Annotated in this window: 24 protein-coding genes and 1 pseudogene; 2 read left to right on the top strand and 23 right to left on the bottom strand. The window is 57.5% G+C overall.

Going from position 1 to position 26550, the window contains the following annotated elements; all coding sequences use genetic code 11:
* The 7 genes from EN925_RS00455 to EN925_RS00425 form a co-directional block, all read right to left on the bottom strand.
* A partial coding sequence (locus EN925_RS00455) for an NAD(P)-binding protein (protein ID WP_141245433.1) occupies positions 1-135 on the bottom strand: 135 nt, incomplete at its 3' end.
* Between the two features lie 315 nt (positions 136-450).
* Positions 451-1017 carry a GNAT family N-acetyltransferase gene (locus EN925_RS00450; protein ID WP_158515808.1) on the bottom strand — a complete coding sequence of 189 codons (567 nt, stop codon included), beginning with the start codon at positions 1015-1017 and terminating at the stop codon, positions 451-453.
* 390 nt (positions 1018-1407) lie between these two features.
* Complete coding sequence (locus tag EN925_RS00445; protein WP_063169359.1) at positions 1408-3237, bottom strand: IucA/IucC family siderophore biosynthesis protein; 1830 nt, start codon at positions 3235-3237, stop codon at positions 1408-1410.
* Between the two features lie 463 nt (positions 3238-3700).
* Positions 3701-5002 (bottom strand): diaminobutyrate--2-oxoglutarate transaminase, encoded by a 1302-nt coding sequence (ectB, locus tag EN925_RS00440; protein ID WP_063169360.1) that lies wholly within the window; start codon positions 5000-5002, stop codon positions 3701-3703.
* 166 nt (positions 5003-5168) lie between these two features.
* Positions 5169-6008: a hypothetical protein gene (locus tag EN925_RS00435; protein ID WP_063169361.1), complete on the bottom strand. Its 840-nt coding sequence runs from the start codon at positions 6006-6008 to the stop codon at positions 5169-5171.
* Complete coding sequence (ectB, locus tag EN925_RS00430) at positions 6001-7257, bottom strand: diaminobutyrate--2-oxoglutarate transaminase (protein WP_063169362.1); 1257 nt, start codon at positions 7255-7257, stop codon at positions 6001-6003. Before ectB (EN925_RS00430) ends, EN925_RS00435 begins: the two co-directional genes overlap by 8 nt.
* 1064 nt (positions 7258-8321) lie before the next feature.
* The gene (locus EN925_RS00425; RefSeq protein WP_224571099.1) at positions 8322-9038 is read right to left on the bottom strand and encodes an SPASM domain-containing protein; all 717 of its coding nucleotides are present in this window, start codon (positions 9036-9038) and stop codon (positions 8322-8324) included.
* Positions 9039-9757: 719 nt separating this feature from the next.
* Here EN925_RS00425 and EN925_RS00420 point away from each other — a divergent pair.
* A pseudogene (locus EN925_RS00420) lies at positions 9758-9993 on the top strand (transposase); the annotation flags it as partial.
* A gap of 16 nt (positions 9994-10009) precedes the next feature.
* On the opposite strand, the gene EN925_RS00415 reads toward EN925_RS00420, so the two are convergent.
* Both EN925_RS00415 and EN925_RS39550 read right to left on the bottom strand, forming a co-directional pair.
* Positions 10010-10756, bottom strand: coding sequence for a LuxR family transcriptional regulator (locus EN925_RS00415; protein ID WP_063169365.1), 747 nt, complete (start codon positions 10754-10756; stop codon positions 10010-10012).
* 354 nt (positions 10757-11110) lie between these two features.
* On the bottom strand, positions 11111-11413 hold the full coding sequence (locus EN925_RS39550) for a hypothetical protein (protein WP_127262113.1): 303 nt from the start codon (positions 11411-11413) through the stop codon (positions 11111-11113).
* On the opposite strand from EN925_RS39550, the gene EN925_RS00410 reads away from it, so the two are divergent.
* Positions 11393-13195 (top strand): ABC transporter ATP-binding protein, encoded by a 1803-nt coding sequence (locus tag EN925_RS00410; RefSeq protein ID WP_063169366.1) that lies wholly within the window; start codon positions 11393-11395, stop codon positions 13193-13195. The two genes, EN925_RS39550 and EN925_RS00410, sit on opposite strands and share 21 nt — an antisense overlap.
* 597 nt (positions 13196-13792) lie before the next feature.
* On the opposite strand, the gene EN925_RS00405 is transcribed toward EN925_RS00410, so the two are convergent.
* The 14 genes from EN925_RS00405 to nifK all read right to left on the bottom strand — a co-directional run bounded on the left by EN925_RS00405 (position 13793) and on the right by nifK (position 26491).
* Positions 13793-13999: an exopolysaccharide production repressor protein gene (locus EN925_RS00405; RefSeq protein ID WP_082826584.1), complete on the bottom strand. Its 207-nt coding sequence runs from the start codon at positions 13997-13999 to the stop codon at positions 13793-13795.
* Positions 13996-14313, bottom strand: a complete 318-nt coding sequence (gene fdxB / locus EN925_RS00400) for a ferredoxin III, nif-specific (protein ID WP_174800308.1) — start codon at positions 14311-14313, stop codon at positions 13996-13998. Before fdxB ends, EN925_RS00405 begins: the two co-directional genes overlap by 4 nt.
* On the bottom strand, positions 14310-14468 hold the full coding sequence (locus tag EN925_RS00395) for a CCE_0567 family metalloprotein (RefSeq protein WP_224571204.1): 159 nt from the start codon (positions 14466-14468) through the stop codon (positions 14310-14312). Before EN925_RS00395 ends, fdxB begins: the two co-directional genes overlap by 4 nt.
* A 90-nt stretch (positions 14469-14558) precedes the next feature.
* Positions 14559-15002: a DUF269 domain-containing protein gene (locus tag EN925_RS00390; protein WP_224571203.1), complete on the bottom strand. Its 444-nt coding sequence runs from the start codon at positions 15000-15002 to the stop codon at positions 14559-14561.
* A gap of 320 nt (positions 15003-15322) precedes the next feature.
* On the bottom strand, positions 15323-16468 hold the full coding sequence (locus EN925_RS00385) for a TlpA disulfide reductase family protein (protein ID WP_063170388.1): 1146 nt from the start codon (positions 16466-16468) through the stop codon (positions 15323-15325).
* Positions 16469-16740: 272 nt separating this feature from the next.
* On the bottom strand, positions 16741-17118 hold the full coding sequence (locus EN925_RS00380; RefSeq protein ID WP_024505270.1) for a hypothetical protein: 378 nt from the start codon (positions 17116-17118) through the stop codon (positions 16741-16743).
* 13 nt (positions 17119-17131) lie between these two features.
* On the bottom strand, positions 17132-18430 hold the full coding sequence (locus EN925_RS00375) for a SidA/IucD/PvdA family monooxygenase (protein ID WP_063169368.1): 1299 nt from the start codon (positions 18428-18430) through the stop codon (positions 17132-17134).
* Positions 18431-19272: 842 nt separating this feature from the next.
* The gene (locus EN925_RS00370; RefSeq protein ID WP_063169369.1) at positions 19273-20145 is read right to left on the bottom strand and encodes a universal stress protein; all 873 of its coding nucleotides are present in this window, start codon (positions 20143-20145) and stop codon (positions 19273-19275) included.
* Positions 20146-20240: 95 nt separating this feature from the next.
* Positions 20241-21056 carry a response regulator transcription factor gene (locus EN925_RS00365; RefSeq protein ID WP_063169370.1) on the bottom strand — a complete coding sequence of 272 codons (816 nt, stop codon included), beginning with the start codon at positions 21054-21056 and terminating at the stop codon, positions 20241-20243.
* On the bottom strand, positions 21053-21532 hold the full coding sequence (locus EN925_RS00360) for a NifX-associated nitrogen fixation protein (protein ID WP_024505267.1): 480 nt from the start codon (positions 21530-21532) through the stop codon (positions 21053-21055). The genes EN925_RS00365 and EN925_RS00360 overlap by 4 nt, the downstream gene beginning before the upstream one ends.
* Positions 21533-21548: 16 nt before the next feature.
* The gene (nifX, locus tag EN925_RS00355; protein ID WP_063169371.1) at positions 21549-22046 is read right to left on the bottom strand and encodes a nitrogen fixation protein NifX; all 498 of its coding nucleotides are present in this window, start codon (positions 22044-22046) and stop codon (positions 21549-21551) included.
* Positions 22043-23395, bottom strand: coding sequence for a nitrogenase iron-molybdenum cofactor biosynthesis protein NifN (nifN, locus tag EN925_RS00350; protein ID WP_024505265.1), 1353 nt, complete (start codon positions 23393-23395; stop codon positions 22043-22045). Before nifN ends, nifX begins: the two co-directional genes overlap by 4 nt.
* 8 nt (positions 23396-23403) lie before the next feature.
* Positions 23404-24888: a nitrogenase iron-molybdenum cofactor biosynthesis protein NifE gene (gene nifE, locus EN925_RS00345; RefSeq protein ID WP_024505264.1), complete on the bottom strand. Its 1485-nt coding sequence runs from the start codon at positions 24886-24888 to the stop codon at positions 23404-23406.
* Positions 24889-24949: 61 nt separating this feature from the next.
* The gene (gene nifK, locus EN925_RS00340; protein ID WP_024505263.1) at positions 24950-26491 is read right to left on the bottom strand and encodes a nitrogenase molybdenum-iron protein subunit beta; all 1542 of its coding nucleotides are present in this window, start codon (positions 26489-26491) and stop codon (positions 24950-24952) included.
* Positions 26492-26550: the final 59 nt, after the last annotated feature.

Genomic DNA, 26550 nt, shown 5'->3' with positions numbered 1-26550 from the left:
GGCATTCGGCGGCGTATCAGGGCCAGCTTCAATGAGCAGCACGCGAGCGCCATAGGCGGAGAGCCTGCTCGCCATCACGCATCCAGAGGAGCCACCACCCACGACGATATAATCGAAAACCACGCAACTCCCCATCAAGGTACCAAGTGTGATGGGCTTCTTCAGCAAAGCGCTCCTCCTACCGCCTGAGATATGGTCACTTACGGCGCGGCAGCTCCACATCATGCCGTCTGTAACGGAGCGATTTGATCGCCAAATCGGTCGAGGGCATGCCCGAAGCGAGACCGAGCGACCCATCTGAACTATCTCTGAACCGACAAGCTCTCAATTCCAGGGCACATGCATCTCCGGACACGCCGGTGCGTCGGTGTGAATGATTGCAAGTTCGTAGGGCGAGAGCAGCGCTCGCCTACGGTTTCTTGCATCACCGTCTTCCGAGAAACAATGATACTAACAAGAGATAACGACGACTTTTTCGATTTTTACAGCAGTCAAGACTGTCACTTCAAAATATCGCATAACTACGTTATTGTAGACCCGGTCTCTTACATAGCGAAGGCCTACTTTCGGTGCTTTCCGAAGCGAACGCGTGTTCGTTGGGCGAATGAATGAAGTGACCTTCTCGAGCGTTAGGTTCTCGAAAGCAAACTGGATCGCTGCCCTGCCGGCCTCTGCGGCGATCCCCTTACCGGAAGACGCAAGGTGGAGGCACGATACGGTTTCCACATTAGTGGGATCTTCGGGCAGATACGGGCCACTGTACATCAATCCACAGTAGCCTGCGAATTTTCCGACTTGGCCTTCGCCTTTTACGAACACCATCCATAAGCCGAAACCATTGCTCTGCCAATGATGGATGAACTGTTGTAGTTTAGCTTTCGATTGCTCTCGGGTCGGATAGACTCCATCCCACATGGCATTTACCACAAATGGATCGCTATGAAGCTCATGTAGAAGAAGCTCGTCGCTATGCGACGGTGGCCTTAGGATTAGGCGCGGCGTTTCTAGAATGTACATGAGAAGCTCCCTTCTAGCCATAAGTTAGAGCCGCACTTACCTCCAACGCGGCCATGATCTCCTAGCATGAGCGTCAAGGCCGCAGTGCTTGATTGAAGGCGTTCGACGAGGTTTATGCTTAAGGTAGCGAGGTCTACACAAATCAAGCTTTGGGCGCCTAACCGTGTCAGTGTTGACGGCACCTGGAAAGCCGGCCCGAAGGCGATAAAAAAATTAGGCGCCTCCTTTCAGAATGGAAGCAGGCGACGCGCTGGTGAGCGGGCGCCTGATACGCGCAACATGCTGCGGCGGCGTTTACGCAAGGGGTTGCTTACCCCAAGGGGGGGGTATGGTATTGGCCCAAAACCGGCTAACTACATTGTTCATTTAAAATACGCGCCTCCTTCAAGCTTAACCTGCACTGGTCACTTTGCGAATGCCCGCCAGTGGGTTCTTCAGCGTGCCGACGGTGTGCAGGTATTCTCCCGGATCACCGAAGTCCACCATTTGCTGGTTTTTTTGTATCTGCAGTCGATTCATACATCGTCGCAGAAATTCTGGAGCGAATAGGTCATGCTGCCTGTATTTTTCGTCATATTCCGGATGTTTCGTCTGGTAGCCAAGGATGGACTCGCTTACGAGCTGCCAGAAGTGTGTCGACGGAAAATCAAGATGTTCTTCGAGTGTTACAGCCAAGTAACGAAAGAAGCAGTCGAAAACGTCGGTGAAAATGAAGTCGTGCTTCATGTCGCGATTTACTTGAATGCAGATCCTCTTAATCTCCTCCGGCACGTTGAGATCTCCGCCTAGAATACGAAGCTCCTCGCCAATGTCTTTCATGATAACTCGCGTCGGAGCGTGATCTTTCATAACTAGAATTATATTTTCTCCATGTGCCATAAACGCTAGATCGTAAGCATAAAAGCAGTGGAGAAGCGGCGCCAGATAAGATTCAAAATAGCGGCGTAGCCAAGCGGCGGCGTCTAACCCCGAGGCATTGATGAGGGCTGTCACGAGTGCTTCACCATTGTAATCGACATGAAGCAGCGACGCCATTGTCATCAGACGTTCCCCTTCTTTCAACTGCCGAAGGGGGCTTTCCCTCCACAGCGCAGAAAGCATCTGCTTGTAAGGGGAGTCCTTCTTGAGGGCGGTGTTGAAACAACGATTGCGATAGCCAATCGTCGCGACCTCGCGAAGGATGCTGAAGCCGTTGGCGGCTAAATAGGAGTCACTGTCGAGCAAATTCTTCAACCATTCGTTGATGGCGGGCGTCGCCAGCATGTGTGTCGGTGACAAGCCGCGCATAAACCCCATGTTAAGTATCGACAGCGCCGTTTTCACGTACCGTTTATGCGGATCGCTTATATTGAAAAGTGTGCGGATCGATTGCTGGGCATGATATATGTCCTTCCCCTGGCCTAGGCAGACAATGTGCCGGTTGGCGATATCCGCCGCGAAGATAGTTGAGAGCCGATTGAACCATTGCCAAGGATGCGCTGGCATATAGATGTAATCGGTCGAGTTTAGTCCCTTTTGACGCAACGCTGCGTCGAACTGTTCCAGCGCCTGTCGACCGAGTTCCTCGTGCATGAGAAGGTCGTAGTCGAGCGTTGAAATGGACTTAAACGTTGCCATTTCTTTATGGACGGCCAGCCATATGAGTCTTATCGAACTGCCCACCTCCGGCGCATAGCGACTATAGTCGAGCGCGTCAAAGCCAATGCGACCGTTATTCGCGATAAAGGTCGGGTGGCCCTCCGTCATGCCAGCCTCAACGATCTGGTAATCGGCAAAAGCCAGTTCTGCGGCGGATATCTCTGTTTTGGCCTGCTTGTACGCGCTGCCATACAGCGTGCTGCTGATCTCCTGCAGGTAAACCGGCATCATCTCTTCCTTTATGCCAAGATGGCGGCTGAACTCAATAACAAAATCAAGCGCATCCAGGGGGGCCGGCCTGCCCTCAATCCTTTTCTCCAGAGAGCCGGCGTCCACTTGCCAGTGATCTAGCAGGAGGCGCCGAGCCTGGAACCAATACTCCAACCCAGGGGTCTCGCTTTCCAGCACATACTTCCCCCAGTCGCCTTCCATTCGCTGGAGTCGAGGAGCAATTAGCAACTCGTGTGCAAATTCGCTGATTGCTTTACGGATAAGGAGCCGGTTGGCCTTTGCCCATAAATGCGGTTTCAAATGCTGCGTTACGCGTTCGGCTAGGCTTATCTCATCGTCTCGGGCTGTCATATCACTCACGATCTCAACTCCTTCAGAACGTAACGGTGTAAGGTTCGCGAACGCGCCTTACACTCGTCTCGCCAAACTTCGACGTCGCACAAAATCCGTTCTATTTTTCATCAGAAAGGATAAGAAATACCGGACCTCTTATACAAGTTAATTTCTAATGTGTTGTGTACCGTTCGTCTTCGCTCGTGATAAACCAGCAATATTACCATCTTACTTATATAATATATTAGAATACCGGTTTCACCGGCCCTGGACGTCGTCCTTCATCTTGCAACGAGCAAGAAGTGTGTATTGATTTGCACATGCCGTACTGTCGTTCGATCACGTCAAGCGGTCGGTGTCCATTGTTTGAGCTCTCCGAGTGTCCATTTTTGCTGTCCGTCTCCATACAATCGCATACGTCTAAAGCGGAATTTCCTTTGCTTGATAAGCCCAGACTGGGTAGGGGGGACTGAGTGAATGCCTACTCCGCTGAAATGCTGTCCTGCACCGCGCCAATGCTGTCGCGTACGATCGACAGACCACGGCGCAGTTCAGCCTCGGTTATGGTAAGGGCTGTCATGAACTTGAGCACCTCACCATACGAGCCAGCGATCTCGATCACCAAGCCGCGACGAAAAGCTTCCCGGGAAATGAGCCCCGGCAATGAGTGGTGCTTTGGTGATACGAGTCCATACATCAAGCCGCGGCCTCGGACATTCAGAGCAAGGCTGGGGAAGTCGTCTGCGATCGACTTGAGTTCTTGAGCCAAGATGGCTGATTTGCGAGCAATCTCATCTTCAAACTTGGAGTCGGACCAGTAAGTCTCAAGGGCCGCACGAGCAGTGACGAAAGCATAGTTGTTGCCCCTGAACGTGCCGGTGTGCGCACCCGGCGTCCAGACATCAAGTTCAGGCTTCATGAGGACAAGGGCCATAGGCGTTCCAATTGCAGACAACGACTTTGACAGGGTAACGATGTCCGGCACGATCTCAGCCGCCTCGAAACTGAAGAATTTCCCTGTGCGACCGACACCAGCCTGAATATCATCGAGGATCATCAGGATCTCGTGCCGAGAGGTCAGATCACGCAGCCGTTGCAGCCATTCAACGGTAGCAGCATTGACACCGCCTTCGCCCTGCACTGCTTCTAGGATCACCGCAGCGGGTTTGCCGAGACCACTGCTAGGATCATCGAGAAGCTTCTCGAAATACTCGATCGTGTCTGAAGCGCCGAGATAGCCCTCGTACGGCAACGATGTCACGTGCGCGAGGGGAAAGCCGACAGCATCTCGGAACTTCGTGTTTCCGGTTGCCGCCAACGCCCCAGCGCTGACTCCGTGAAACGAGTTCGTAAACGAAACGATGTTTGACCTGCCGGTCACTTGGCGAGCTAGCTTCAGAGCCGCCTCGACCGCGTTCGTACCTGTGGGGCCAGTAAATTGCAATTTATAAGACAGACCGCGGGGCTTCAAAATAAACTGCTCAAAAGCTTCGATGAAGGCCTTCTTGGCGGTCGTAGCAAGGTCGAGCCCGTGCACAATTCCGTCGCGCGCAATGTAGTCCAACAACGCCCGCGTGAAGGCTGGGTTGTTGTGCCCGTAATTCAAGGCTCCCGCGCCTCCCAAGAAGTCGATGTATTCCCGACCGTCTGTAGCTATGAGGGCAGTGCCGACGCCTCGATCGAACAGAACTGGGAACGCACGGACGTAGCTCCGCACCTCAGACTCAAGACGATCAAAGATCGCGAGGCTTACATCGTTTGTAGGAGTAAACTGCTTCTTCATAGGGCGAGTCCTGAATTGTAGCCTGCAAAGGCATCAGCCCAAACTGTCTGGCGAAGGCCATTTCAATCGGTTCGAGGTTCGGCTTGTATGACGGCAGCATGAGCAGTCACACGCCTGGCCACGCCAACTCACGGCCCAAGCCAGTCGATCGCTGCGAGGTCCAACGTCACGTCCACCAGAGAACAAGATCAGGCCGCGCAAATCCGAAAAAGCAATTCAGCACTAGGCGACGCTTTCCGTCGCCTAATTGACCGGTAACCCCGTGAACGAAGCCGCCATCGATTAGGGCGATATCCCCGGTTTTGAGCTCGAACTCGCGGCAAGGGACGGCTTCCAGATAGGCTGCCGAATAGGGATATCCAGTGGTCTCCACACCTTGCGATATCCGGTCCGCAACCGTCGGCTTGTGGCTCCAGAGCTTCAGATTGCCGCCTTCCTCAGGCATGCTGGGATAGAGGTTGAGCGCTGCGACCGTATTGTGCGCCACCGCAGAAAGCTCGTAATCATCGCCAGCACGTAAGACTTGAGCGACGTCGTCGTGGGGATCCAAGGAAAATGTGCCTGTGCCCGACCAACTGAGGCCGCGACAAACATTGGCCTGGCCGTGTTCGGAACGGGCTAGCCGCAATTCGATTCCCTGGTTGTGAAGCTCTCGCTTCAACGCCCTGAATACTGCTCGAACCGGGTCAACCAAATTCTTAAAAAGGGCATCGACGTACGGCCGCGCGTTTTCGGCGTCTGCGAAATAGGTGGCTGCATCCTTCCTGTAGTGAGATGCGCCGACATATTGTCCGGGCACACCATCTTTACGCTCTCTGAGACCAGAGCTTCCAATAAAGTTCGTAGTGATCTCCTCGGCTACTTCGGTGCTGAAAGCTTGCTTGATGTGCAGAGCGGTGAGCTCACCTTTCAGGACCGAGATGATCTCCGCCGTGTTGATCGACCCGGTCCGTTCTTTGATCGAAACCGGCGAGATGGCTGGCACTTGAGATATCTGACTAGGCATTGTCTTGCTCCTGTAGTGCGTGTTCAAGGATGGTGATGCCACGATCGAGTTCGGCATCGGTGATGGTTATCGGTGGGAGGACTTTGATAACGTCGCGATTTGGCCCCGAGGATTCGATAAGAAGGCCATTTTCGAATGCGACATCGTGCACGCGGCCGACAACTGCCGGTGAACGGCATTTCAGGCCGGCCATCAGACCGCGGCCGCGCTTCTGTTCGATGTATCTTGGAAATTTCGCAACCAGGCGATCGAGGTGCGTTTGCAGCCTGACGGCTGTCCGCTCGACACCTGCAGTAAATTTCCTATCCGACCACATCTTGCACATGGCTCCTGCCGTCACGAAGGCGAAATTGTTGCCTCTGAAGGTCCCGCTATGTTCTCCGGGCTTCCATATGTCCAAGTCGGGTCGAATCAGAACGATGGACAACGGACTACCTGAACCGCTTAGGGACTTGGAAAGACACACAATATCCGGTTCGATTTTCGCGGACTCGAATGAGAAGAAATCGCCAGTTCGGCCCGCACCCGCCTGAATATCGTCGACGATAAAAACAATGCCGTGCGTACGGCAAATGCGCTGAATTTCCGTGAGCCAAGCTGCGGATGCGGCGTTCATGCCGCCTTCGGCCTGGATGGTCTCCAGAATGATTGCGGCAGGCTTTTCTATGCCGCTCCCCGGGTCGCTCAAAACGCTGTCGATGTAACTGGCGGAATCGAAAGCTTGGCTCGGATAGCCGTCATAGGGAACACGGATCACATCGTGGCGAGCGACGCCTCCCAGTTCCCTGGTTGAGGCCGAGCCCGACACCGCTAGAGAGCCGAGCGACATGCCGTGGAACGCATTCGTAAAGGCCATGACGCTCGAGCGGCCGGTGTATTTTCGCGCCAGCGCCAGCGCCGCTTCGTTGGCGTTCGTGCCGGTCGGCCCGGGAAACTGAATCTTGTACGAAAGGCCTCTGGGTTTCAGAATCCAATCGACGAACCCTTCAATGAAGTCACGCTTTGCCGCCGTATGCATATCAAGCGACAGAAGAATGTTCTCACCGACGAGATATTCAATCGCTGGCGCCATAATATCCGGATTGTTGTGCCCGTAGTTGAGTGCGCCGGAACCCACCAGGAAATCGATAAAGGGCTTACCCGTCTCGTCCCAGATCGTCGCCCCAAGGGCCTTCGTAAAGACGGTGGGGAACGCCCGGCAATAACGACGAACGTTAGATTCATGAGCCGTGAAAGCGTCGGTGTCCATATCAAGTCCTCTGCACATAGTCTTTCAAAGAAGAGAGCTGTTTAATGGCTAGTGGTTTGCGGCAGATGTTCGTCGCTTAACGTTGAAGCAGAATGCCGGAGGCAGCTTTGTTTGGTCTGGGTTTGGTCTGGTGATGCCGGCATCCTCATCAAATATTGTTGGGTTGCGTTGCCCTCCATTCGGATGCTTTCGAATGTGCTGCAACAGGATGGCTTCTAAAGCTTCCGCGAAAGCATCGCTACTATGGCATCAGGTAGTTGACGTACCCACCCTTCGCTGCCCATAGCGCTCCGGACAAATGAATGAGTCCAAGGAGATCAGCAGGGTCGCGTCGCCAGAGGTTGTGTCGCTCGGCGGTAGCGAAGCCGCTCGCGAGCGCGCTCCTCAATAGCGCCGTAGCGAGCGAGCGGCTTCGCGGCGGTCATCAATATTCGCCGTTCAACCTCGGGCTGCGGACACCAACCTGATTCAAGAAACTATTTGATGACCGATGACACAGCGAAAGCCACGCTCTCTTTGAGAAGAATGCGGATTCCGATCTCTTGCGCGATGACTGGCCCGAGCCGCCGGATCAAGAGGGCGGGGCCGCCGTGGACCCCCTTGACGGAAAGCCCGTTCGTAGGCCAGGCGGAAGCAACCGGGAGACGCGCTGGCGAAGGGCCGCATCGGTTTCGAGAACGTCCACTACCGCGACGGCAACCATCCCCGGCCGCAGCTGGGCTGCTGCCTTCAGGCGAGTCGAAAAGGAGATCGTCCGGGAGGGTGAAGGCGTTGACGAGGTGAGCCGTGAGTAAGCAATCAAGCTCTGATCGGGATCGACTAACACTGTTTCCATCCGACCGATGGTTGACCTGTGATCGGCGTTACCTCAAGCTAGGCAGGCCGACAAGCTCGGTTGGAAGGCGAAGACCTTTCGATGAGCTCGTCTCCGAAATGCTCGAGGCCCACTGCCGCGCCTACAGGAACATACTGGCGTAACGTGAAAACACGATGGCGTCGCGGGCAGGTGCATCTGTCGTGGGGCCATCCGCACTGCCAGGCACGCCCTCTCGGCCGGCATGCACTCAGGTCCGGTCGTTTGGGTCGGCGAATTCACACATCCTGCAAAGCAGAAAACCATCTGCTCCATTCATGCGGTCGACGATTTCGCGAAAAACTGGCTTTTCAAACAGAGCGGAGTAACCCTCATATAGAAGGTTGCCCAATACGTGACGCCGTTCAAAATCCATAGAGCACAGGGTAACGTCGCCGTTTGGAAGAAGAACATTCCGATACTGTCGTGCGTCCACGCAGGTTAGGGCTCCGACCACTGGCTGACGTGGTGCAACGATCTTAGGGTCGACGCTTCCACCCCTACTGCTCACCGGCCGCGCTTTTATCAGGGCTTCGGTAGGAATAATGTCGGCTATATCTGGGTGGGGCTCGCCCAAGGCCACGAATCGGATCAAGGGGATGTCCGCGTCGACGAGTTGACGAACCAGATCGCGATACTTGTCTCCGACCAGGCGGCTGTTCATGTAGGTGCCGTCATCGAAAACATGGACCACGAATACGCCCAAGCGCAAGGCTTGCAATCGCTGCAGGTCCTGCCCGTTCATTCCCACCAGCGTCGTAAAAATCCTGATGCCATGGCCTTTGGCGAAGGCGTGCTCCACCATTTCGGTACAGTCCGGATTGAGCCAAGGTTCGGAGTATCCCGCAAAACCAATGTCGACGGAAGTCGGTACGCGGGCCAGACACCGCTTGAAATCTTCAAGATCCAGATGACTCGCATGAGACACTTTTCTTTGCCGGACCGCGAACTTGTCCTGGGGACAATATGAACATCCTACGACGCATCCCGTGGTCGTCGTTATCTCCAAAACCCTGCCGGCTGTGTTTGCTGAGCGAAGTTCCGGTAAAATCACTGGTGATTACTCCCATCTACTTCCTGCGAAGCGCCACGATGGTGTGCGTGTGCCTTTGGCTTTCTGATACCGCCTGCTGATCTACCGAGGCAACGCAGACATCTACCCTTTTTGGCAGCCTAAGCCGCCCGGTTCACCGATTTGCCGGGCCGACCCTTCACAAACTTCCAGCGCGTCGGACCAGAGACAGCATTGCATCTTTCGAGGCATCACTCGCTCCGGAGATGTAGCCTCAACCGTTGGTCGCTGGCCCGTCGCCGAGATGCGCGCGCAGCACCCTCGAACCCGCCGGAGAGAAGCTTTCTGGATGCCGTCGATCATCCTTCATCGAGCGAGTTCCGTGTTCTCATGCGGGTCAGCCCTCACACTATATTGCCGCACATCGACCAGCAAAGGCCGAGCTAGTGCGCCTGGCGCGCAGTTACTGCGAGATAGGCTTCGAAAAGCCCGACAGGGCTAAGACGCTCCGCTGTATTGAACCCGAAATGTTTTCTGACAGCTGTCAGATTTTGGACACACATCACTCATCGTCAGTCGCTTAATACGGATGGTAATTTCTTCCAGGAATCGGTGACATTGAACACCACCCTGTCATGACCGCCCAATCTCAGCGAAGCGAACTCAGCATCGCCACCAGGACCAAGCCTGAAGATAAATCCGCCGTAGCAGCGTCAACGACATTTTGCTTTCGAAGCCGGATGGATTGCACGAGGTGATTCGCGCCGTGATGCAGGAGGTGCTCGAGGCCGAGATGGACGAGGCGCTGGGTGCTTCGAAGAGCGAGCGCACGCCGGAGCGTCTCGGCTATCACGCGCGCTACTACGGGCGGAGAACTAGCTGCGCACCTACGGCGGTTGGATAATCCCAAGGTTCAAAGCTTTTACAACAGCTACCGTTCTGCTGGTCGCATCCAACTTCCGCATTACATTTTTTAAATGGAAATCTATCGTATTTCGTGATCTGCCTAAAATAGTTCCTATTTCCCAAGATGATTTTCCTTGTGACACCAAATCAATGCACTCTATTTCTCTCGGAGACAGGTTATGAGCTCGTTCCGACGCAGTCGTAGTGTCGAACTTCGTAACCATCCGATGAAACCGCAGCGCGGCCATTTGCAGGTAGGTGATCGCTCTATTCTGCAATTCGCAGTCCGAGGATTGAGCAAAACTCACAAACCTAAAGCTGCCACCAGGGCCATGTAATGGGACGGTAACGCCTGACCTCAAGCCGAATGTTGCTGCTTCGTCCAAGACGCGGCGTCCATCTTCAGTTATGTTTTCATCAGTATACACCTCGCTCCATCGAAAGGGTCCCGCCTCCTTTCGACCTTTCTTGATGAGGGGGTCTATTTTGGCATAGCCCATTCTCGAGTAGCGCTCCTGCCATTCAGCAGGATAATTCCACATCACCACAGAACCCTCCCGGTTCGGCTTGAAAGCCCTCTCTGATGCGAGCGGCCCATAGGCAATCCACGGGCAATCGAAATTCAGCGCAAACGCAGACAACAGTTCGAACAACTGTTCGGATTGAGCGACATCATCAGTCATCTTGAGGAATAGGTCTAACTCCACCGCAATCCGCCGGAGTTCCATGATGTCTCCTTCATTGCGTTCTCATTGGTGCACAGTTTGCTCCAACCCAGCCTCGCAACATCCGAAGTCAACGGGACTCGAGCCGGAGTTCCTTCCGCCACCTGGAGTACCCTCAAGAGTCGTGCCAGCTTGCGAGCGAAGCTTCTCCTTCAGGTCGTCAATCGACGGGGGAGGTACCCAGGAGGCGAACCGACAGCACTGTGTCGGGGAGCGCACAATCCGACAGTCGAGCATTCGATTGACGGAATATGGGCAGGAAAGTATTCGCGGCGCGCTTTTGAAATCAGCACCTAAGTGCCGGGCCTGAGAAAGCTGCATTGCAACTGTACTTATTTGATCGAGGCAAGAACAAGCTCAAAATTCAATCGATACATCGACCTTCTTTTCCAATCTCCCGAGTTGAGCAGCCGTAGCAATCGTATCGACTGGATGGCGGCTGACTTTCTCCAGGCTCGGTAACCTGCTGAATTTGTCCTTCGGATGTTCCCGCTCAGTTGGCACGACTTTTGAACTCACCGTCGTGAGGCGGCAAGAGCTGCCCGCCAAAATTGATGCTGTTATGGGGGAGGTCGAAATTCCAGTTTTGTCTTTTATCGTCTTTGGGACCGAGCGTGTTGATGCGCCCGCTTGGAAACTATGAGACGTTTCCCCGTCCATGGGCGCGGCGCCACTTGTCGCGACGTTTTCGCCTTCACTGTTCGCCTCTGGAACAGGCAGCCGGCCCGGCTCGCGATCATCATGACCGCGATGCTCGCCTCCACGCTGGCTGACGTGTTGATGCCGCTCTATTCTGGCCGACTCATCGACGCTGTTTCTCGTGCTGCTAATGCGGCAGCACCAGCTTCGGATTCAGCTGTTGCAGCATTCTCTGTACCGATTGCATTGGCACTCGGTGGCATTGCCATGCGCCACGTCGCCTTCATTGGCCTGAGCGACCTGGTGTTGAAAATGATTTCCGACGTCGCGACCGAAGCGTTCCATCATGTGCAGCGCTTTTCGACAGACTGGCATGCAAACAGCTTCGCCGGCTCGACAGTGCGCAAGATAACGCGCGGCATGTGGGCGCTCGACCTCCTCAACAGCACGATACTCGTCACGCTGCTCCCGTCGTTTGTCATCTTGATCGGCTCGACGGTGCTGCTCGGCTGGCACTGGCCGGTCATGGGCGTGATCTTTGCTTGCGGCTCTCTCGTCTACCTTGCGTTTTCGATTTCGCTGTCGCTCGGCTATGTCGCGCCAGCGGCGAGCCTTGCCAACCGATGGGACACAAGGCTCAGCGGCGCGCTTGCGGACGCGGTCAGTTGCAACGCTGTGGTCAAGGGCTTCGGCGCAGAGGTTCGCGAAGACGAGCGGCTTGCAAATATCATGACGAAATGGCGGCACCGCGCGCGCCGGAGCTGGGTGCGCGGAACGATCATCGGCTCAACCCAAGGCGTAACTTTGGTTGCGCTCAGGGTGGCGGTGGTCGGATATGCCCTGCTTCTGTGGTCGCATGGACAGGCAACGCCGGGCGAGATAGCATATGTTCTCACGTCCTTCATCGTCCTGCAGGGCTATCTGCGTGATGCCGGCATGCATGTCCGCAACGTGCAGCACTCGGTTAATGATATGGAAGAACTGGTGGCCATCCACAATCAGCAGGTGGATGTTGCCGATCGTCCAGAGGCCAAGCCGATCCGGATCACGAACGGCCGTATCGATTTCGAGAACGTCCACTTCCGCTACGCCAACCATCCCCTGCCGCTCTATAGCGAATGTTCGCTGTCGATTGAAGCTGGCGAAAGGGTTGGGTTGGTTGGACCCTCCGGTTCCGGCAAGACAACATTCGTGAAGCTGATCCAGAGACTCTACGACCTGAGCGGCGGCCGGATCCTGATAGACGGTCAGGACGTCTCGGAGGTGACCCAAGAGTCCCTTCGTTCGCAGATCGCGATCGTGCAGCAGGAGCCGATCCTGTTTCACAGGTCGCTTGCCGAGAACATCGCCTATGGCCGGCCTGGCGCGAGCCAGGCCGAGATCGAGCAAGCGGCACGACTGGCAAGTGCCCACGAATTCATCGCGCCCCTGCCGAAGGGCTATGGGACATTGGTCGGCGAAAGGGGTTTGAAGCTCTCCGGCGGCGAGCGCCAGCGCGTGGCGATCGCGCGCGCCTTCCTCGCGAACGCGCCGATCCTTATTCTGGACGAGGCCACATCGAGCCTCGATTCGGAATCCGAGGTGCTCATTCAACAAGCGGTGGATCGGTTGATGGTGGGCCGAACCACACTCGTCATCGCACACCGGCTGTCGACGGTCCGCTCGCTCGATCGGCTGCTCGTCTTCGACCGTGGCCGCATCATGGAGGACGGCGATCATGCCGCCCTGATCAATCTCGATGGTGGCATTTACCGCCGCCTCTTCGAACGGCAGGCGTTGGAACTCGCGAAGGGCCTGGCCTGATCGCTAAACCGGCTTGCGCGATGCGCCGAGCCGTTGCCGGAGAGGGGTGTGGCAGTGACGAGCGGCGGGCGTTAGGCGGCAAAACCAGCACGGCCGGAACTGTCCGCCAAACGGGCGAGCGGGAATGCACCACGTCTAAGCTTCGGCGAATGCGCGCAGTTACACGCGGGCACCGAATTGTCGCGCCTAACGGCGCACGCACCAAAAGGGCGGGAATGTCGACGGCCCGGGAAGAGTGCGGCCCTCGCCGTTACCCACATTTCGCCAAAGGAAGCGAAGTCAACGCACATTGAGAGGGCGGTGCTTCCCGGCCGGCCGGGATCCCTGTCGCTGGCCCAACCTACCGCACGCTGGCCACGTCAACGGTTCAAAGTCCCTTCGGTTCGCAAAGTCGTCCCCTTGGAGACCCGGAAGCGCAGGAGCTCCGACCGCAGTCTTCGCTCAACTCTGGCCATCTGCTCCGGGATTGGATTCCGTTCCCTTGCTAGCACAGTGGCAGCTGAGCACGAACTCGCCGGCCCCGTGTCTTTCGATTACGGCCAACGGGCTTAGGAAGAGATTGGATTCGCCGGCCCTCTGCGGAGCGAATGAACAGTTCTACAGATCATCGACGTCCGCGAAAAAGAGCACGCAGCCGAAATAGCAGGCCTGAAGCAGCAGCGAACAGGCCAGCGTCGTGACGACTGCCACACGGATCGAATCCAAAGCGAAGTAAACCATCGACGCATTGCTGCACAGGACCAGCCCCACGAGCCGACAAAAAGATGAAGTGCAACGCCGTTCTCCTGGTTTTCGCCAGATCATGTTGCGAGCTCGTCGGCCGCAACATGCGTCTGGCAGTTCTTGGGGCAGACGCGGCCGCAGGCTCCGCAGCCTATGCAGCGGCCGGCATCATCGACAACCATGATCATGCGATTGAGCTTGCCGTCGAAATCGTCGTCCTCGTCATCGCAGGGGCCGAGGATTTCACCCGCATCATCAACGCCGTGAAGATGCATGACATCGCGCGAGCAGACCTTGAAACAACGGCAGCAGCCGATGCAGGTCTTGCTATCGATGGAGGTCAGGTACGACGGCATCCAAATGGAGCCGTCACGGGTGGTGAATGTGCGCATCATCCTAAATTCTTCATTGAAGCGAGTTCTCTCTTGGCAACATCCAACTCGGCATAAACGGCTTGGGTTTTCTCGGCGACTTCCTGTATGTCGGCCCACTTGCCCGGCAGACCCTCGACGAGGTCCTGCAATGCCATCTTGGCAATAGCTGCACGCAACTGGAGCTTTCAGACTTTTTTCCTCATCCTATCTAGGTCTGACATAGATCCTTCCTGGAACAATGGTTTCTTGATGCGCTCCATCTCGGGCTAGGCTTCAATGGCTGCAGTCGCATCGTCGACCAGTTTCGTACCGGCCTCAGCAAGTTTGCGGAAAGTCTCGAAGCCGAACCGGTGGACGTCTCGACAGAACGCCCAACCGCCGGAAGCCCCCACGGGTTTCATTTCTATTGTCGGCGACGTCGACACGCCGGAGCGCTCCTCGATCGCAAGCGCTACGGCGGTGTAAAACATGTCGAGCCTCCACAGCGCGTCAGGATCGGGATCGCCGCCAAAGGGTACCGCACGTTGCTGTTGCTTGGTGATGATGAACTCGGCCAGCAGCTCGGCATCCGAATGGCCTTCCCATAAGCCGAAGGAATCCTGAGTACGAATGAGCCGCAGGAGGCATTTGACGAACGGGGAAGCAAGGGCCTCGTCGTCCCCGTGGACAGCAGGGCCAACCGGTTCATGAGGAATTTCGCTTTTCCCCAATTTCAGTACTCCTCTTGAAGGACGATCTCTTTTTCTGCGATGTGTGGTTCGGGCGCTTGCGTGGGCGGGGAATGGCTTGGGCGAGCCGATCCCACGCAACAGTGTCCCGTGGCCGACCTCGAGCACGTCCACCAATGCGAGACCTTTCACCGCGGCGCGAACGCCTGCGCCGCGGTTCGACCCGAGGTAAACGCAATGGAAATTCCACCTGCCGCAAGCCGCGCACTTTTGCGGCATCGACGTTATTGCTGCGAAGTGCGCCTGGGCGGGCGGATTTGCCGGTGTTCAATTCCAATTGTCATGCCCTTCGCGATCCTTGCTCAGGAAGTGACAGCGTTTTGAGTTTCGGAAGTCTTGTTTTGCGGAGCCACACAGAGACCCGCGTGACAGGCAGGCTCACCCGTGTAGTTGGCCAGGGCTTGGAGCAACGAGGTGAGGTAGCGCTGTTTGGTTTGGTCCGGCACTGGCTCCGAATGGTCCAGCGATTTGATTGCCACCTCGATCAACTCGATCGCCCGGTCCTTGTTGCCGCTCTCGTAATAATACTGAGCGACCGGAAAGTAACACCCGAATTTAAAGTCTCCATCGCCTTGCGGAGGATTAAGTTCCAGGATCTGTTCGGAGAGCTCCTTGCCCATCGCAAAGCGATCATCATGCGGAAGATGGGAGTTGTCGATCGTGGGATGGAAGAGTTGGTTCAGCGCCATCACCACCCAAGACATCGCTTCGAACTTTTTGTTGATCGCGTCCTCGACCAATTCGCGCATAAGCGGCAAGCCGGTTTTGATGTCGCGCAGCTTGTGAAGCAGAATATCCGCATGAACCCGCCGAAAATCAAAAGAGTCTGGCATCACGGCGAGGCCTTCTTCGATGGCCAATAGTGCCGCTGCCCAATCCTCGTCCTGCATCGCCGGCCCAAGTTTGGCGTATATCGGCTGACTCAGCGACGATTCGCGCACACGCGAGATTCGCTTTGCATCGACGGCTTTCGCTTCATAGCTGCTGCGCCAGCTGCCGTTAAGGACTTTCGGCAAAACGTCATCGAGAGGTGCCGGGTGGCCGATATAAGCGATGTGGCCGTCGCGGTCGACCACGAACGAGGTGGGAATCCCGAACGAAGAGCTGGGTTCCAGCCAGAGCTTTTTCATTTCGCCAGTGCAATCGAACGCTGTCCGATAATTCAGATTCGGGAACTTCTCGGTCAGCCAGGCATCCACGTTGGTCCGCGCTTCGTCCGCGGTTGCAGCCTTTTCGCAAGCTGCGACTCCGATAATCTCAAATCCGCTGTCTTTATATTTCTCCTGCAGTTCGATCAAATGGGGCATGGCGTGGACACATGGTCGGCACCAAGTCGCCCAAAATTCAACGAGGTAGACCTTGCCGGGCCGAAGGCTCGTGAGGGGCTCGCCACGCAGCCAGTTCTCCACTTTCAGCGCAGGAGCCGGGGACCCCATACGCAGTTCCATCTTGGTGTCCAAAGTCATTCCACACCTTTCGTCTCTTTTGTCGCGGAATATTTTCCAGTCAAAATCGGACACGGTCTCGAGGGCATTGCTCCCTCTCGCTTGCTTCAGCGGAGCTCTCACCGTGTTGCCGCACATCAAGCACGGCAAAGGGCATGCCAACCCTTCTTAGCTTCGGCAAGCGCCGGTACCGCCTTGAATAAGCGAGCCCTAACACGGCCAGCTGACGTTAACCTGAATGTCGGCTTTCGACGGCTCACCTTAGCGGCTGCCGTTTAGGAAGGTGAGAGTTTGGCTGGCCCGCTGGCGATAAGACCGGCTTCGGCGTCCTGGAGTAGTCGCACTTCGGCGATGGGGTCGAAAGTGCGGGAGAGGCTCGGTACCCTTGCAGCCACCGCCGCATGTGGCCCGGCGTCATAATTCGCGTCGCGGTTGCCAACGGCGGCGTTGGGCTCGATCCACGTGGCGTTGAGCCCGACAGCACGTAAAGCTGCATCGTGATTGAATGCCCTTTGCTGTTTCACGCCAAGCAGGAGTCGCGCGACGCTACCTTGCTCAAGCGCGAGCAGAGCGATCTGACGCCGTAGGAATATTGCTCGTCCCGCTTTTGCCGCCAGAGGCGGAAATCTTTCCTGAATGCCACCGCCGATCATCAATATCGACGAATCATATCCCGCTGCCCATTTGTTCGACTCCGAGGTCGGGCCAGCACTCCGTCAAGGGACGGTTGATGAACCCTAGATGCTCGGGATTGGCGCATGGCGCGCGCCGCAGAAGGCTGTCAAGGATGCGGCGCGCTCGCCAGGCCAGCAGCCCAAAGTTCGGATCAGCCAGCCCGCGCTGTCCAAGGCAGGCGTTCTGAACGAAAAGGCGTCGGTCTCGCGGTCCGTCCCAGTACACCGAAAAATCCTCGCCGATGGCGAGCTCATTGCCGATCTGTTCGAGGCGATCTGCGATCGGTTCTAGGAAACCCGGCAGCGGTTTCTCGTACCCGGTGGCCAGGATGACGATATCGGCGGTTACTTCTCCGATGTTGTCCAAGCCGCGTTGCAGCGTGAGCCTGTGCCCTGCTCCGGCATTGATGCAGCGCGACACGTTGCAACTTGGCCGCAATGTGATCTCGCATTGGTGTGGCTCGAGAAAGGCGTGGTGGTAGAGCGCCTGATAGACCGCGCGCAACTTGCTTTCTGAAATGCCCTCGGAGGCAAGCGCGAAACGCCGCAGGAACAGCTGTCGATGCACCTCGCTCATCGCAGCAAAACGATCCGAGAAGCATGGCGTGAACAGCCCGTTTGTGAACGCGTGGTCGTCGAAAGGCATCTCGCGCGTCAAGACCCATGTGATCGCCGCGGGCCGCCGTTCTTTCGGCCGGCCGACAAGGTGCAGTAGCAGCTCGGCTCCCGACTGTCCGCCGCCAACAACGCAGACATGCTTTTTTTGCACCTCAGGATTGATGTGGGCCAACTCAGATGAGTGGAACAGGTTGGGTCCAGTCCAGCCATGAAACTGAGGCGGAATTTGCGCCTGCTTGCCTATGTCGATGACGAGGTTTCTTGCATCAAGGACCGCGTTGTCCGTCCGCACGCGAAACTCGCCGTCAAAGCGGATTTCGCGAACGGCCTCGCCGCCACGGACAAGCGGATTCTTCTGGAACGCCCAGTTGAGATATTGGGCGAACTCGGCTCTAAGCACCCCGTGAAATTGCGCATTGAGGAAATTGTAAAGACGCCCGTTCTCGTGGAGGTAGTTTACGAATGTGTAGGCTGATCGCGGATTGACCAGAGTAACCAGATCCTGGAAGTGGCCGACCTGGAGCTCCGCGCAATCGAAAGCGCTGCCTGGATGTCCTCGGAAATCGACCTCCCGGTCCAGGAACAGTGCCCCTTGCGCAATCTCTTCCTGTATCTGACACGCAAGGCTCAAATTAGATGGTCCAGCACCCACACCAATACAAAAGAGGTCCACTTATCCTTACTCCTCTAGGAGTGTTTTCCAACTCAGCGGCATGTTGACGTCGATTGCCGGGCATTGAGCAATGCGAACCTCACAGGCATGCTTGAGCCGCGGTCCCGACTGAGAGGACAGCAAAAGCGTGTGCCGCCTTCCAGGTCTTGGGCTCAATGTCGGCGGCATCGACAGCGGCGCGGCGTGATCCGAACCCAAGAGCAGAAGGAAAGTGTGTGATGCTGTCGCGCGGCTCTTCCGGATCTTACGGCGGCTTCTAGCGCCGGCCTCCACCCCAGGAGTGGCTGTTTCCCTGCCACGACGGAAGCGGCTCTTTCTTTCGAGGGGCGTAACCATGGATAACGGCTCTTAATGCTTTCGGAGACTCCCATGCATGCGGCGTGCCGGATAAAGACCTGTCAAACCAACGAGTTCGCGCAGTTCCAGCTCGTCTGGAATCCGACATTGTCGCACGCCCGACGATCGGGCAGGGGAAGCTCCGCGGCAGCGGCCCTTGCACACCGCAGGCTGACAGGGACAGCCGCCGATTTGACGCGCGTCCGGGTACTGATAAGGGGCCTTCCAACAGGGTTCGCGCACGAGGCGGGGTCTCCTGGTACACCCGCCCTGTGGCTTGGCTGCGGTCTGCTGCAGCCGTTCGTCTTTACTGCCCGTTGCGGACGATCTCGCACGAGTTGGTTCACGAGAGCGTCGTGAAGCAGTCGAGGCGTCCGGTTTGGCTCTGACAAGCGTCGCAAGATGTTCGCGGATCCAGCCATGTCTCCGCAATCCGACCGGTAACCGACGACGACTTCGGACTGGTTGGCGGTCCTACGACCTGATCGGTGTTCCTACGGAGCTGATCAGCGAGCCAAAAACAGCGGCAATGTGGTCTTCCCAAAGCTCCAGCTCGGCGGACCGCCGAAAATCCGCTCACGCAGCCCACGGCTGCCATAAGCACCCATAACCATCATGTCAGCACAGATGTCGTTCGCGTGCTGGGTCAGCACTGTGCCCGCCGATTTGCCGGCGCTCTTAAGCAGGTCAACGGAGACCCGAGCACCGTGCCGAGTAAGATAGGCAGCGATGTCAGCTCCAGACTGCGCGCCTTTCCCGTTGTTTTGCGCCTTTGGATCGACCATAGCGACACAGACTTCCTTGGCAGCGGATAGGATACTAAGAGCTTCCCGAACCGCACGCGAGGCCTCTACACGCGAATCCCAGCCGACCAGCACGCGTCGAGGCGACAGCGTCGCCTTAACGCCCTTCGGCACGATGAGCACCGGCTTTCCGCTATCGAACAAGCAGCCGTTGACAACAGGAGGTCCGAGAGTCTCATCGTTGAGGAGGTCTCCTCCAACGATCGTCAGGTCAGCGCAGAGCGCCCGCTGTCGTGCCACTTCACCGAGGCTAGCCGGATCGCAATAGTCGGTGTCAACGTCACAGGAAAGCGACATAGCTTTCAGCCTTTTGAGGATATCCGCGGACCGTCTTTCCATTCTGGTCACGTCCTGTGAAAATTTCTCGATTTGCTGAAATCGATAGTTCGGTACTGCAATTGCCTGTGCACGTCCTGTATTCCATTCGGGGGGCGGAGACGACATCAAGAGCAATGGAGGCGGTATAATGAGTACCGATAGGTGCGCGCCGACCTCGGCACACAGTCCGGCAGCTGTTGTGAGGTCCTCATCAGAATGATCAGCACCCGTCACACTGAATATGCTTTTAAATTCCATTTGCCTGCTTCTCCTGGTCTTCGTTAGGAGCGCCTCAAAGCGGCAACACCGCTCTCAGGAGGAAGAGAGAGCGGCACCACGTTCGATCACCGATTTCAGTCGTCCGGCTTCTCGAGCGAGTAGCCGGCCGACCTGACGGTGCGAATGACGCTGCCGGGCAAGGCCGTTTTCAGCGCCCTCCTGATTCGGCTGATATGGACATCGACGGTGCGTGCACCGACATGAATGTTGGGCAGCCAGGCCGCCCCGATAAGCTCGTCCCGGCTGAAGACCTTGCCGGGGGCCTCAATCATAAGCCGCAGCACGTTGAAATCGATCCGTCCGAGATGGATGTCGTGGCCATTACCGCGAACCCGATGGGCATCGAGCTTCATCTCCAGGCCTCCACAACAAATCCAACTGTCGTTTTCAACCCCGTTCGGACCACGCTTGGTCAGCCCGAGCCTCGCCCGCAGGCAGTCGAGCAGCTTGGCCGGAGCCACCGGCCGCACAAAGCTCTCAACGCCTGCCTTCAAGAGATCGAGGTGCTGGTGCTCGGCGCCAGGCGCGATCAGGGCGATGATAGGCAGGTCGGTGGTGCGCGGTTCCCGCTTGAGGTGGGCGCAAATTGCGGACCCGTTTATGCTGGCTGGGTCGCAATCCAGCACTACGGCCTGAAGCTCCCGTTGTTCGGCCAAGGCCAGCGCAGCCTTCGCGCCGTCTGCCGTCTCACTGCTGAAACCGTCAACCTCCAGTATGTGGCTGTAGAGCAGATAGAACTCGGCATCTTGCGAGCAGATCAGGACCAGCGGCTTCTTCATCGGCGATACCCCAACAACCTGGTCGGCCTCGAGTCCCTGGATCGAGGGGACTGGCCAACATAGTTTCTCGGGTCCGTCATGATGGCCTTTCTCGAAAATCGCGCCCATCATGCCAGCGCCACGTGGGGAAAGGTTTCGATGACTGAAATCGCATCGTCGACCAGCTTCGTACCGGCCGTGGCGAGCTTCAGGAGCGTCTCGAAGCCAAACCGGTGGACATCGCGCAGCGTTTTGGACAAAACGACCAGCCGTCCGGTCGTGAAAAGCACCCGACCAAAACCCTCATGGCTCACCTGGATCATCGGCGATGCCATAAGGCCGCAGCGCTCCTCGATCGCAAGCCCGATGGCGGCGTAGTACTTGTCGAGCCTCCACAGCACGTCGGGATCGGGATCTCCGATGATTGGGATCCCTCGGCGCTGTTCCTTGGTAATGATGAAGTCGCCCAGCAGCTCAGCGTCCGCTTTGCGTTCCCACGAGCCATAGGAATCCTGAGAACGGATCAGCCGCACGAGGCATTTGACGAACGGGGTGCAAAGAGCCGCCTCGTCTTCGGCGACAGCTGGGGGGATTGCGGGGTCAGGCATTGGCGTCCTCCTCTTTTCAGTCCTCGTCCTCGAAGGACGGTTTCTTTTCGGCAATGCCCGCTCGCGCCAGCACCTTGCGCAGCCAAGGCGGAGGACACGTCCTGAGCATCATCTGCGTGCGCAAGAGCACCTGTGGGATCGATTGGGGCTCCGCCACTTTGATCGGGTGGATTTTTGCCGCGACAAGCTTGGCTGCCGAAGGGCCGCCAATTGCCAGACAAAACAGGATCTGACAGCCCTTGAGCGCATCCACCTTTGGCGTGATGCGATCATCGCGCTCGGCCCGATGCTCCCCGCTTTCATCGGACACGTCATCGAAGGCCACGGCTTCTACGAGATTCCATTCCTCGCGCGTCACGTCGTAGACAGCAAAGCGCCTGGCCGACCCGAAATGGGCGTTGAGGTCCTGCATGTCCTGAGTGGCGATCGCAACGCGCAATGCGCCCTTACGTCGTTCAGGCATCGGGGCGAAAACCTCACTACTGACCAGCGAGAGGCGGCGAACAGCGTTCATCGTGATATTTCTCGATTACGGAGTGGATCAAGCGCCTCAGGAGTGGGCGCGTGTTGGTTGGCCTGGAAGATGCTGGCGACCTCGAAGATCATGTCGCGGGTGCCCTGATAGAGAATTGCGAGCTTGTGCTGGCTGCCTAGTCGATCGAAGACCGGGAACCCGATGCGCATGAGCGGAATTCGGAGCCGCTCCGATGCTTGGCGCCCGTGCGAATGCGTGACAAGCAGGTCAGCACCGACGGCAAGACTTTCCAGATCGCCGAGATCGCCGATCTGAACCGAAACCGCCGGGACTTTCTCGAGAATTTTAGACCTGTCGGTCGTTGTGACGGCCGCGGCTATCTCGGAGCCGAGGCCAGCAAAGAAGGTCGCAAGTTGGAACAGCTGGTCTGGTTCGGCAGCGATGGCAATTTTCTTGCCGCCGAAATGGAAATGTCCGTCGAGCATCGCGTCCTGCAATTGCGCCCGGCGCCGGCGCACGCGGGCCGGTACCGCCGCGCCCGAAATCGCAGACAGCAGCGACACGAAGCGGTCCGTGTCCTGCAGCCCAGTCAGTGACTGGAACAACACGTAAGGCACGCCGGTCAACCCGTGCAGCGCTTTCGCCGGGCGGCGCATGTGCTCACCGATGGCGATGCATTGCATGGCCGTGCCCAACTCGCGAATGTCTTCGACGCTGGTGCCGCCGTATGTGGTCGCTACCCAGCGGTCAGGAACCGTACCGTCGAGCGAGCCTGAAATGTCGGGCAGAATAACCGGCTTGAGCCCAAAGCTTTCAACCATGTCACGCATATGCTCGATGTCGGCGACAGTGAGGTTGCATCCGGGCAGGATCGCGATCTTCTTCGGCTGCCGCGCACGTTCGCCCGAGCCTGTAATCCCTTTGATCATTGCGGTGACTGCCTTGGCCCAGCCCTCTTCGATCGCGCCGTCAAAATCCGGCGTGTTGGCCAGCACGACCTCCGTACCCGCAAGCTCTTGCGTGTGCTTCAGCTTGATGTTCGCAATATCACTCGCGCAATCTTCGCCACGCGTCTCCACCAGCGCGGTCGTGCACACCCCGATCAGCTTTGGCTTCGTGCGGTTCTTGAGGTTGAGGATGGCTTCTTCAAGATGGTCGGCAGCGCCGAGGATGGTCGCCACCTCATCCATCGCTGTTGTCTGCAATGGAATCGTTTCTTTGAAGTGCCGTACGAAGAGCACGAGCGCGAAGCTTGTGCATCCCTGGCTGCCGTGGAACAGCGGCATCGCGCCGTCGACCCCAAGAAAGGCAAAGGCGGCACCCAGCGGCTGCGACGACTTCAGCGGGTTCACCGCCGCGGATTTGGTCTGGGGAAGGATGCGGGCCATCGGTCGCCTCAACACTCGCTGAACTCGTGTGCCGTCGCGCCGGCGAATTCATCGAACAGGTGCCCGGACTCCTTCTTCGTGCATGGCAGTTCGTCTTTTAGATCAGGCTGGCAATCCCACGGGGCCGGCTGGCGCACCTGAGACCAGACCGGATTGTGAATGGCGAGGTCGATCTGGCGTACGAGTTCCACCATGCCGGCATAGCCGGCATAAGGGTGCTGGCGCTCCTGGTTGATATCGAGCCAGGGCGTCTTGGCCTTGAGCGCAATGAATTGCGTGCGACCGCCCGACAGCATGATATCGGCCCTGTGTTCAGAGAGCATGGCGTACAGCTCGCGCGCAGCCATGTATTCGAACATATGCTTGTCGTGCTTGAGAACTTGTTTGATGCGCTCCTTGTCCTGCACCGTAGATTTCTTGACCGAGGTGCCGACGATCTCGATTCCGATCTCCATCAGCGCACGGACAACCGACCAGGACTTCACACCGCCTGTGTTGAGCAGCACGCGCTTGCCTTGGAGCCTTTGCCGGTAGGATTCGAGTTTCTTCCACGCGATCGCCTCCTGCTGCGCGATCAGCGTCTCCGTGCGCTCGAGGATCTCCGGATCGGCGCCCTTCCTCACCAGCAGCCTGACAAGGTTGCGAAGAGCTTGCGATGTGTCGGAGATGCCATAGAAGGAGCCCTCGAAGAACGGGATGTCCCAGCGCTCCTCCATCTTGCGGGCAAGACTGATCAGCGCGGTCGAGCACACGATCATTGCCGCCCGGGCGCGGTGCGCGGAAGCAATGTCGCGGTAACGCGCATCGCCGGGAATGCAGGCGCGCACCCGGATGCCGAGCCGATCGAGGAGCGGCTTTACAAGCCAGAATTCGCCCGAGAGGTTGAATTCGCCAAGGATGTTGATGTCGTAGGGCCCGGGGTCGTCGGGTTCGACCGTGCCGATGACATGATCGAGCAACGCCTCGGCGGCGAGCTTGTTGCCGAGGTTCTTGGAGCCTGCCAGGCCAGGCGCATTGATCGGCACCACGGCCAAACCGAACTTTTCCGTGGCGCGTTTGCACACGGCCTCGATGTCGTCACCGATCAGCGCCGTTACGCAAGTTGAGTAGACGAAGATCGCCGGCGGCGCGTATGTGTGCTTGATCTCGCGGATCGCCTTGAAGAGTTTCCGCTCGCCCTGCCCCATCACCAGGTCGAGTTCGGTGAGGTCGGTCGTGAAGCTTGTCCGCCACAAGGTCGGCCCTGACGAAACCGCACCACGGTTGTCCCAAGAATTGCCCTCGCAGGCGAGCGGCGCATGGACCAGATGCGCAACGTCGGTGATCGGCTGCAGGACGATCTTGGCTCCGTCAAAGGCGCAGCCGCCGGCTGCCGCCCCTGGTGTCAGCGACTTCGAGCAGCCCTCCTTGCGCGCCTTGGCATCTTTGCCACGGTTCTTATCGCAGGCGGGCTCATCGAAGGCGTCCTTGATTTTGGCGCTGAGGGAGGACATCGCTCAGCCTCCCCAGTCCATTGGGCAAGGAATGGCCTCGGCGAAAAGCCGGCCACGGCTCTTAGCGCGTGAGGTCATAGGAATAATCCGTCACACCCGTCTCGCTCGTCTCGCGATCGAGTTTGTCGAAGATCTTGTCGAGGATCGTCGTCAGCACGCGCAACGCGCCCTGGTAGCCAAAGAGCGCAAAGCGGTGATGATGGTGCCGATCGAAGATCGGAAACATCAGCCGGATCAGCGGCGTTCCGGTGTCGCGCTCCAGGTACTTGCCGTAGGAATTGCCGATCAAAAGGTCCACCGGCTCGGTAAAGAGCAGCGAGCGCAGCGCCCACAGGTCCTTGCCCGCCCAAACCTGGGCAGCCTTGCCGAAAGGCGAGGATGCTAGCAGCTTCTTCAAATCGGCTTCCCATGCCGAGGTGCCATTGGTGGCGAGGCAATGGGTTGGCTCGCCGCCGGTCTCCATGACAAAGCGGGCCATTGCGTGAACGAAGTCGGGATCACCGTAGATGGCGTATTTCTTACCATGCAGCCAGGATTGGCTGTCCGCCATGGCGTCTACCAGTCGGCCGCGCTCGAGGCGAATTGCCTCGGGAATCTCCTTGCCGGAAATCGCCGCGACCTCCATCAGGAATTCGTCCGTCGCCTGAACGCCGAGCGGATAGTGGAACGAGGCCGTCGCCTGCCCGACCTCCTCGCAATAGCCCAGTGTCTTTCGGGTGTTGTGATGCTGCAGCGAAAGCGTTGCCTCGGCGTTGAGGGCCTTCTTCACCTCGTTGATCTTCGTGCCCCCGTCATACATGCGGTATTCACCGTCCGAAGGCGTATCGAACTGGTCAGAGGCATCCTGGATCAATGTATAGGACACGCCCATTACATCGAGCAGGCGCTTGAGCTCCCGGTTGTTGCCGACGCAGAAGCCGTCGAAGCCCGGAATGATGTTGATGGTTCCTTCGATTTGCGTACGCTCCTGACCTTTCCAGAAGTGCTCCAAAATGCCTTTGACCATGTTGTCATAGCCGTCGACATGACTGCCAACGAAGGCCGGGGTGTGGGCAAAGGGCACGTCGAAGTCGCGCGGGACTGAATCTTCGTCCTTGGCGTTCTGGATGAAGCTGTGCAGGTCGTCGCCAATGACCTCTGCCATACAGGTCGTCGACACGGCAATCATCTTGGGGTCGTAGAGCTGGTAGGTGTTGGCGAGCCCGTCGACCATGTTCTTCAGGCCGCCAAACACCGCCGCATCCTCGGTCATTGAGGAGGAGACCGCCGCGGCAGGCTCCTTGAAATGGCGCGACAGGTGCGAGCGGTAATAGGCGACGCAACCTTGGCTGCCGTGGACGAAGGACATGGTTCGCTCGAAGCCGGCGGCAGCGAATACCGCACCCAGCGGCTGGCAGGCCTTGGCCGGGTTCACGACAAGCGCTTTGCGGGCGAGGTTCTTTTCGCGGTATTCCCACGTCTGGGTGAAATCGCGCTGATCGGAAACGATTTCATCGGGGTGCGGACATTCGAAGTTTAGCTTCTTCTCAGCGAGCATCTTTCTGTATTCCGGCTCGCGGAACAGGGGAGCGTGATCGAGAATTTTTTCAGCCGACTGCGGCATGATGATTACCTCTTTTGCATCTGGCTGCGCGGGACGGCAGCTCAGGACGTCAAGACGTT

Source organism: Mesorhizobium sp. M7A.F.Ca.US.006.04.2.1 (genome assembly GCF_004022915.1).
GTDB classification, from domain to species: domain Bacteria; phylum Pseudomonadota; class Alphaproteobacteria; order Rhizobiales; family Rhizobiaceae; genus Mesorhizobium; species Mesorhizobium ciceri.
This window is presented reverse-complemented; position numbering and strand designations above follow the sequence as displayed.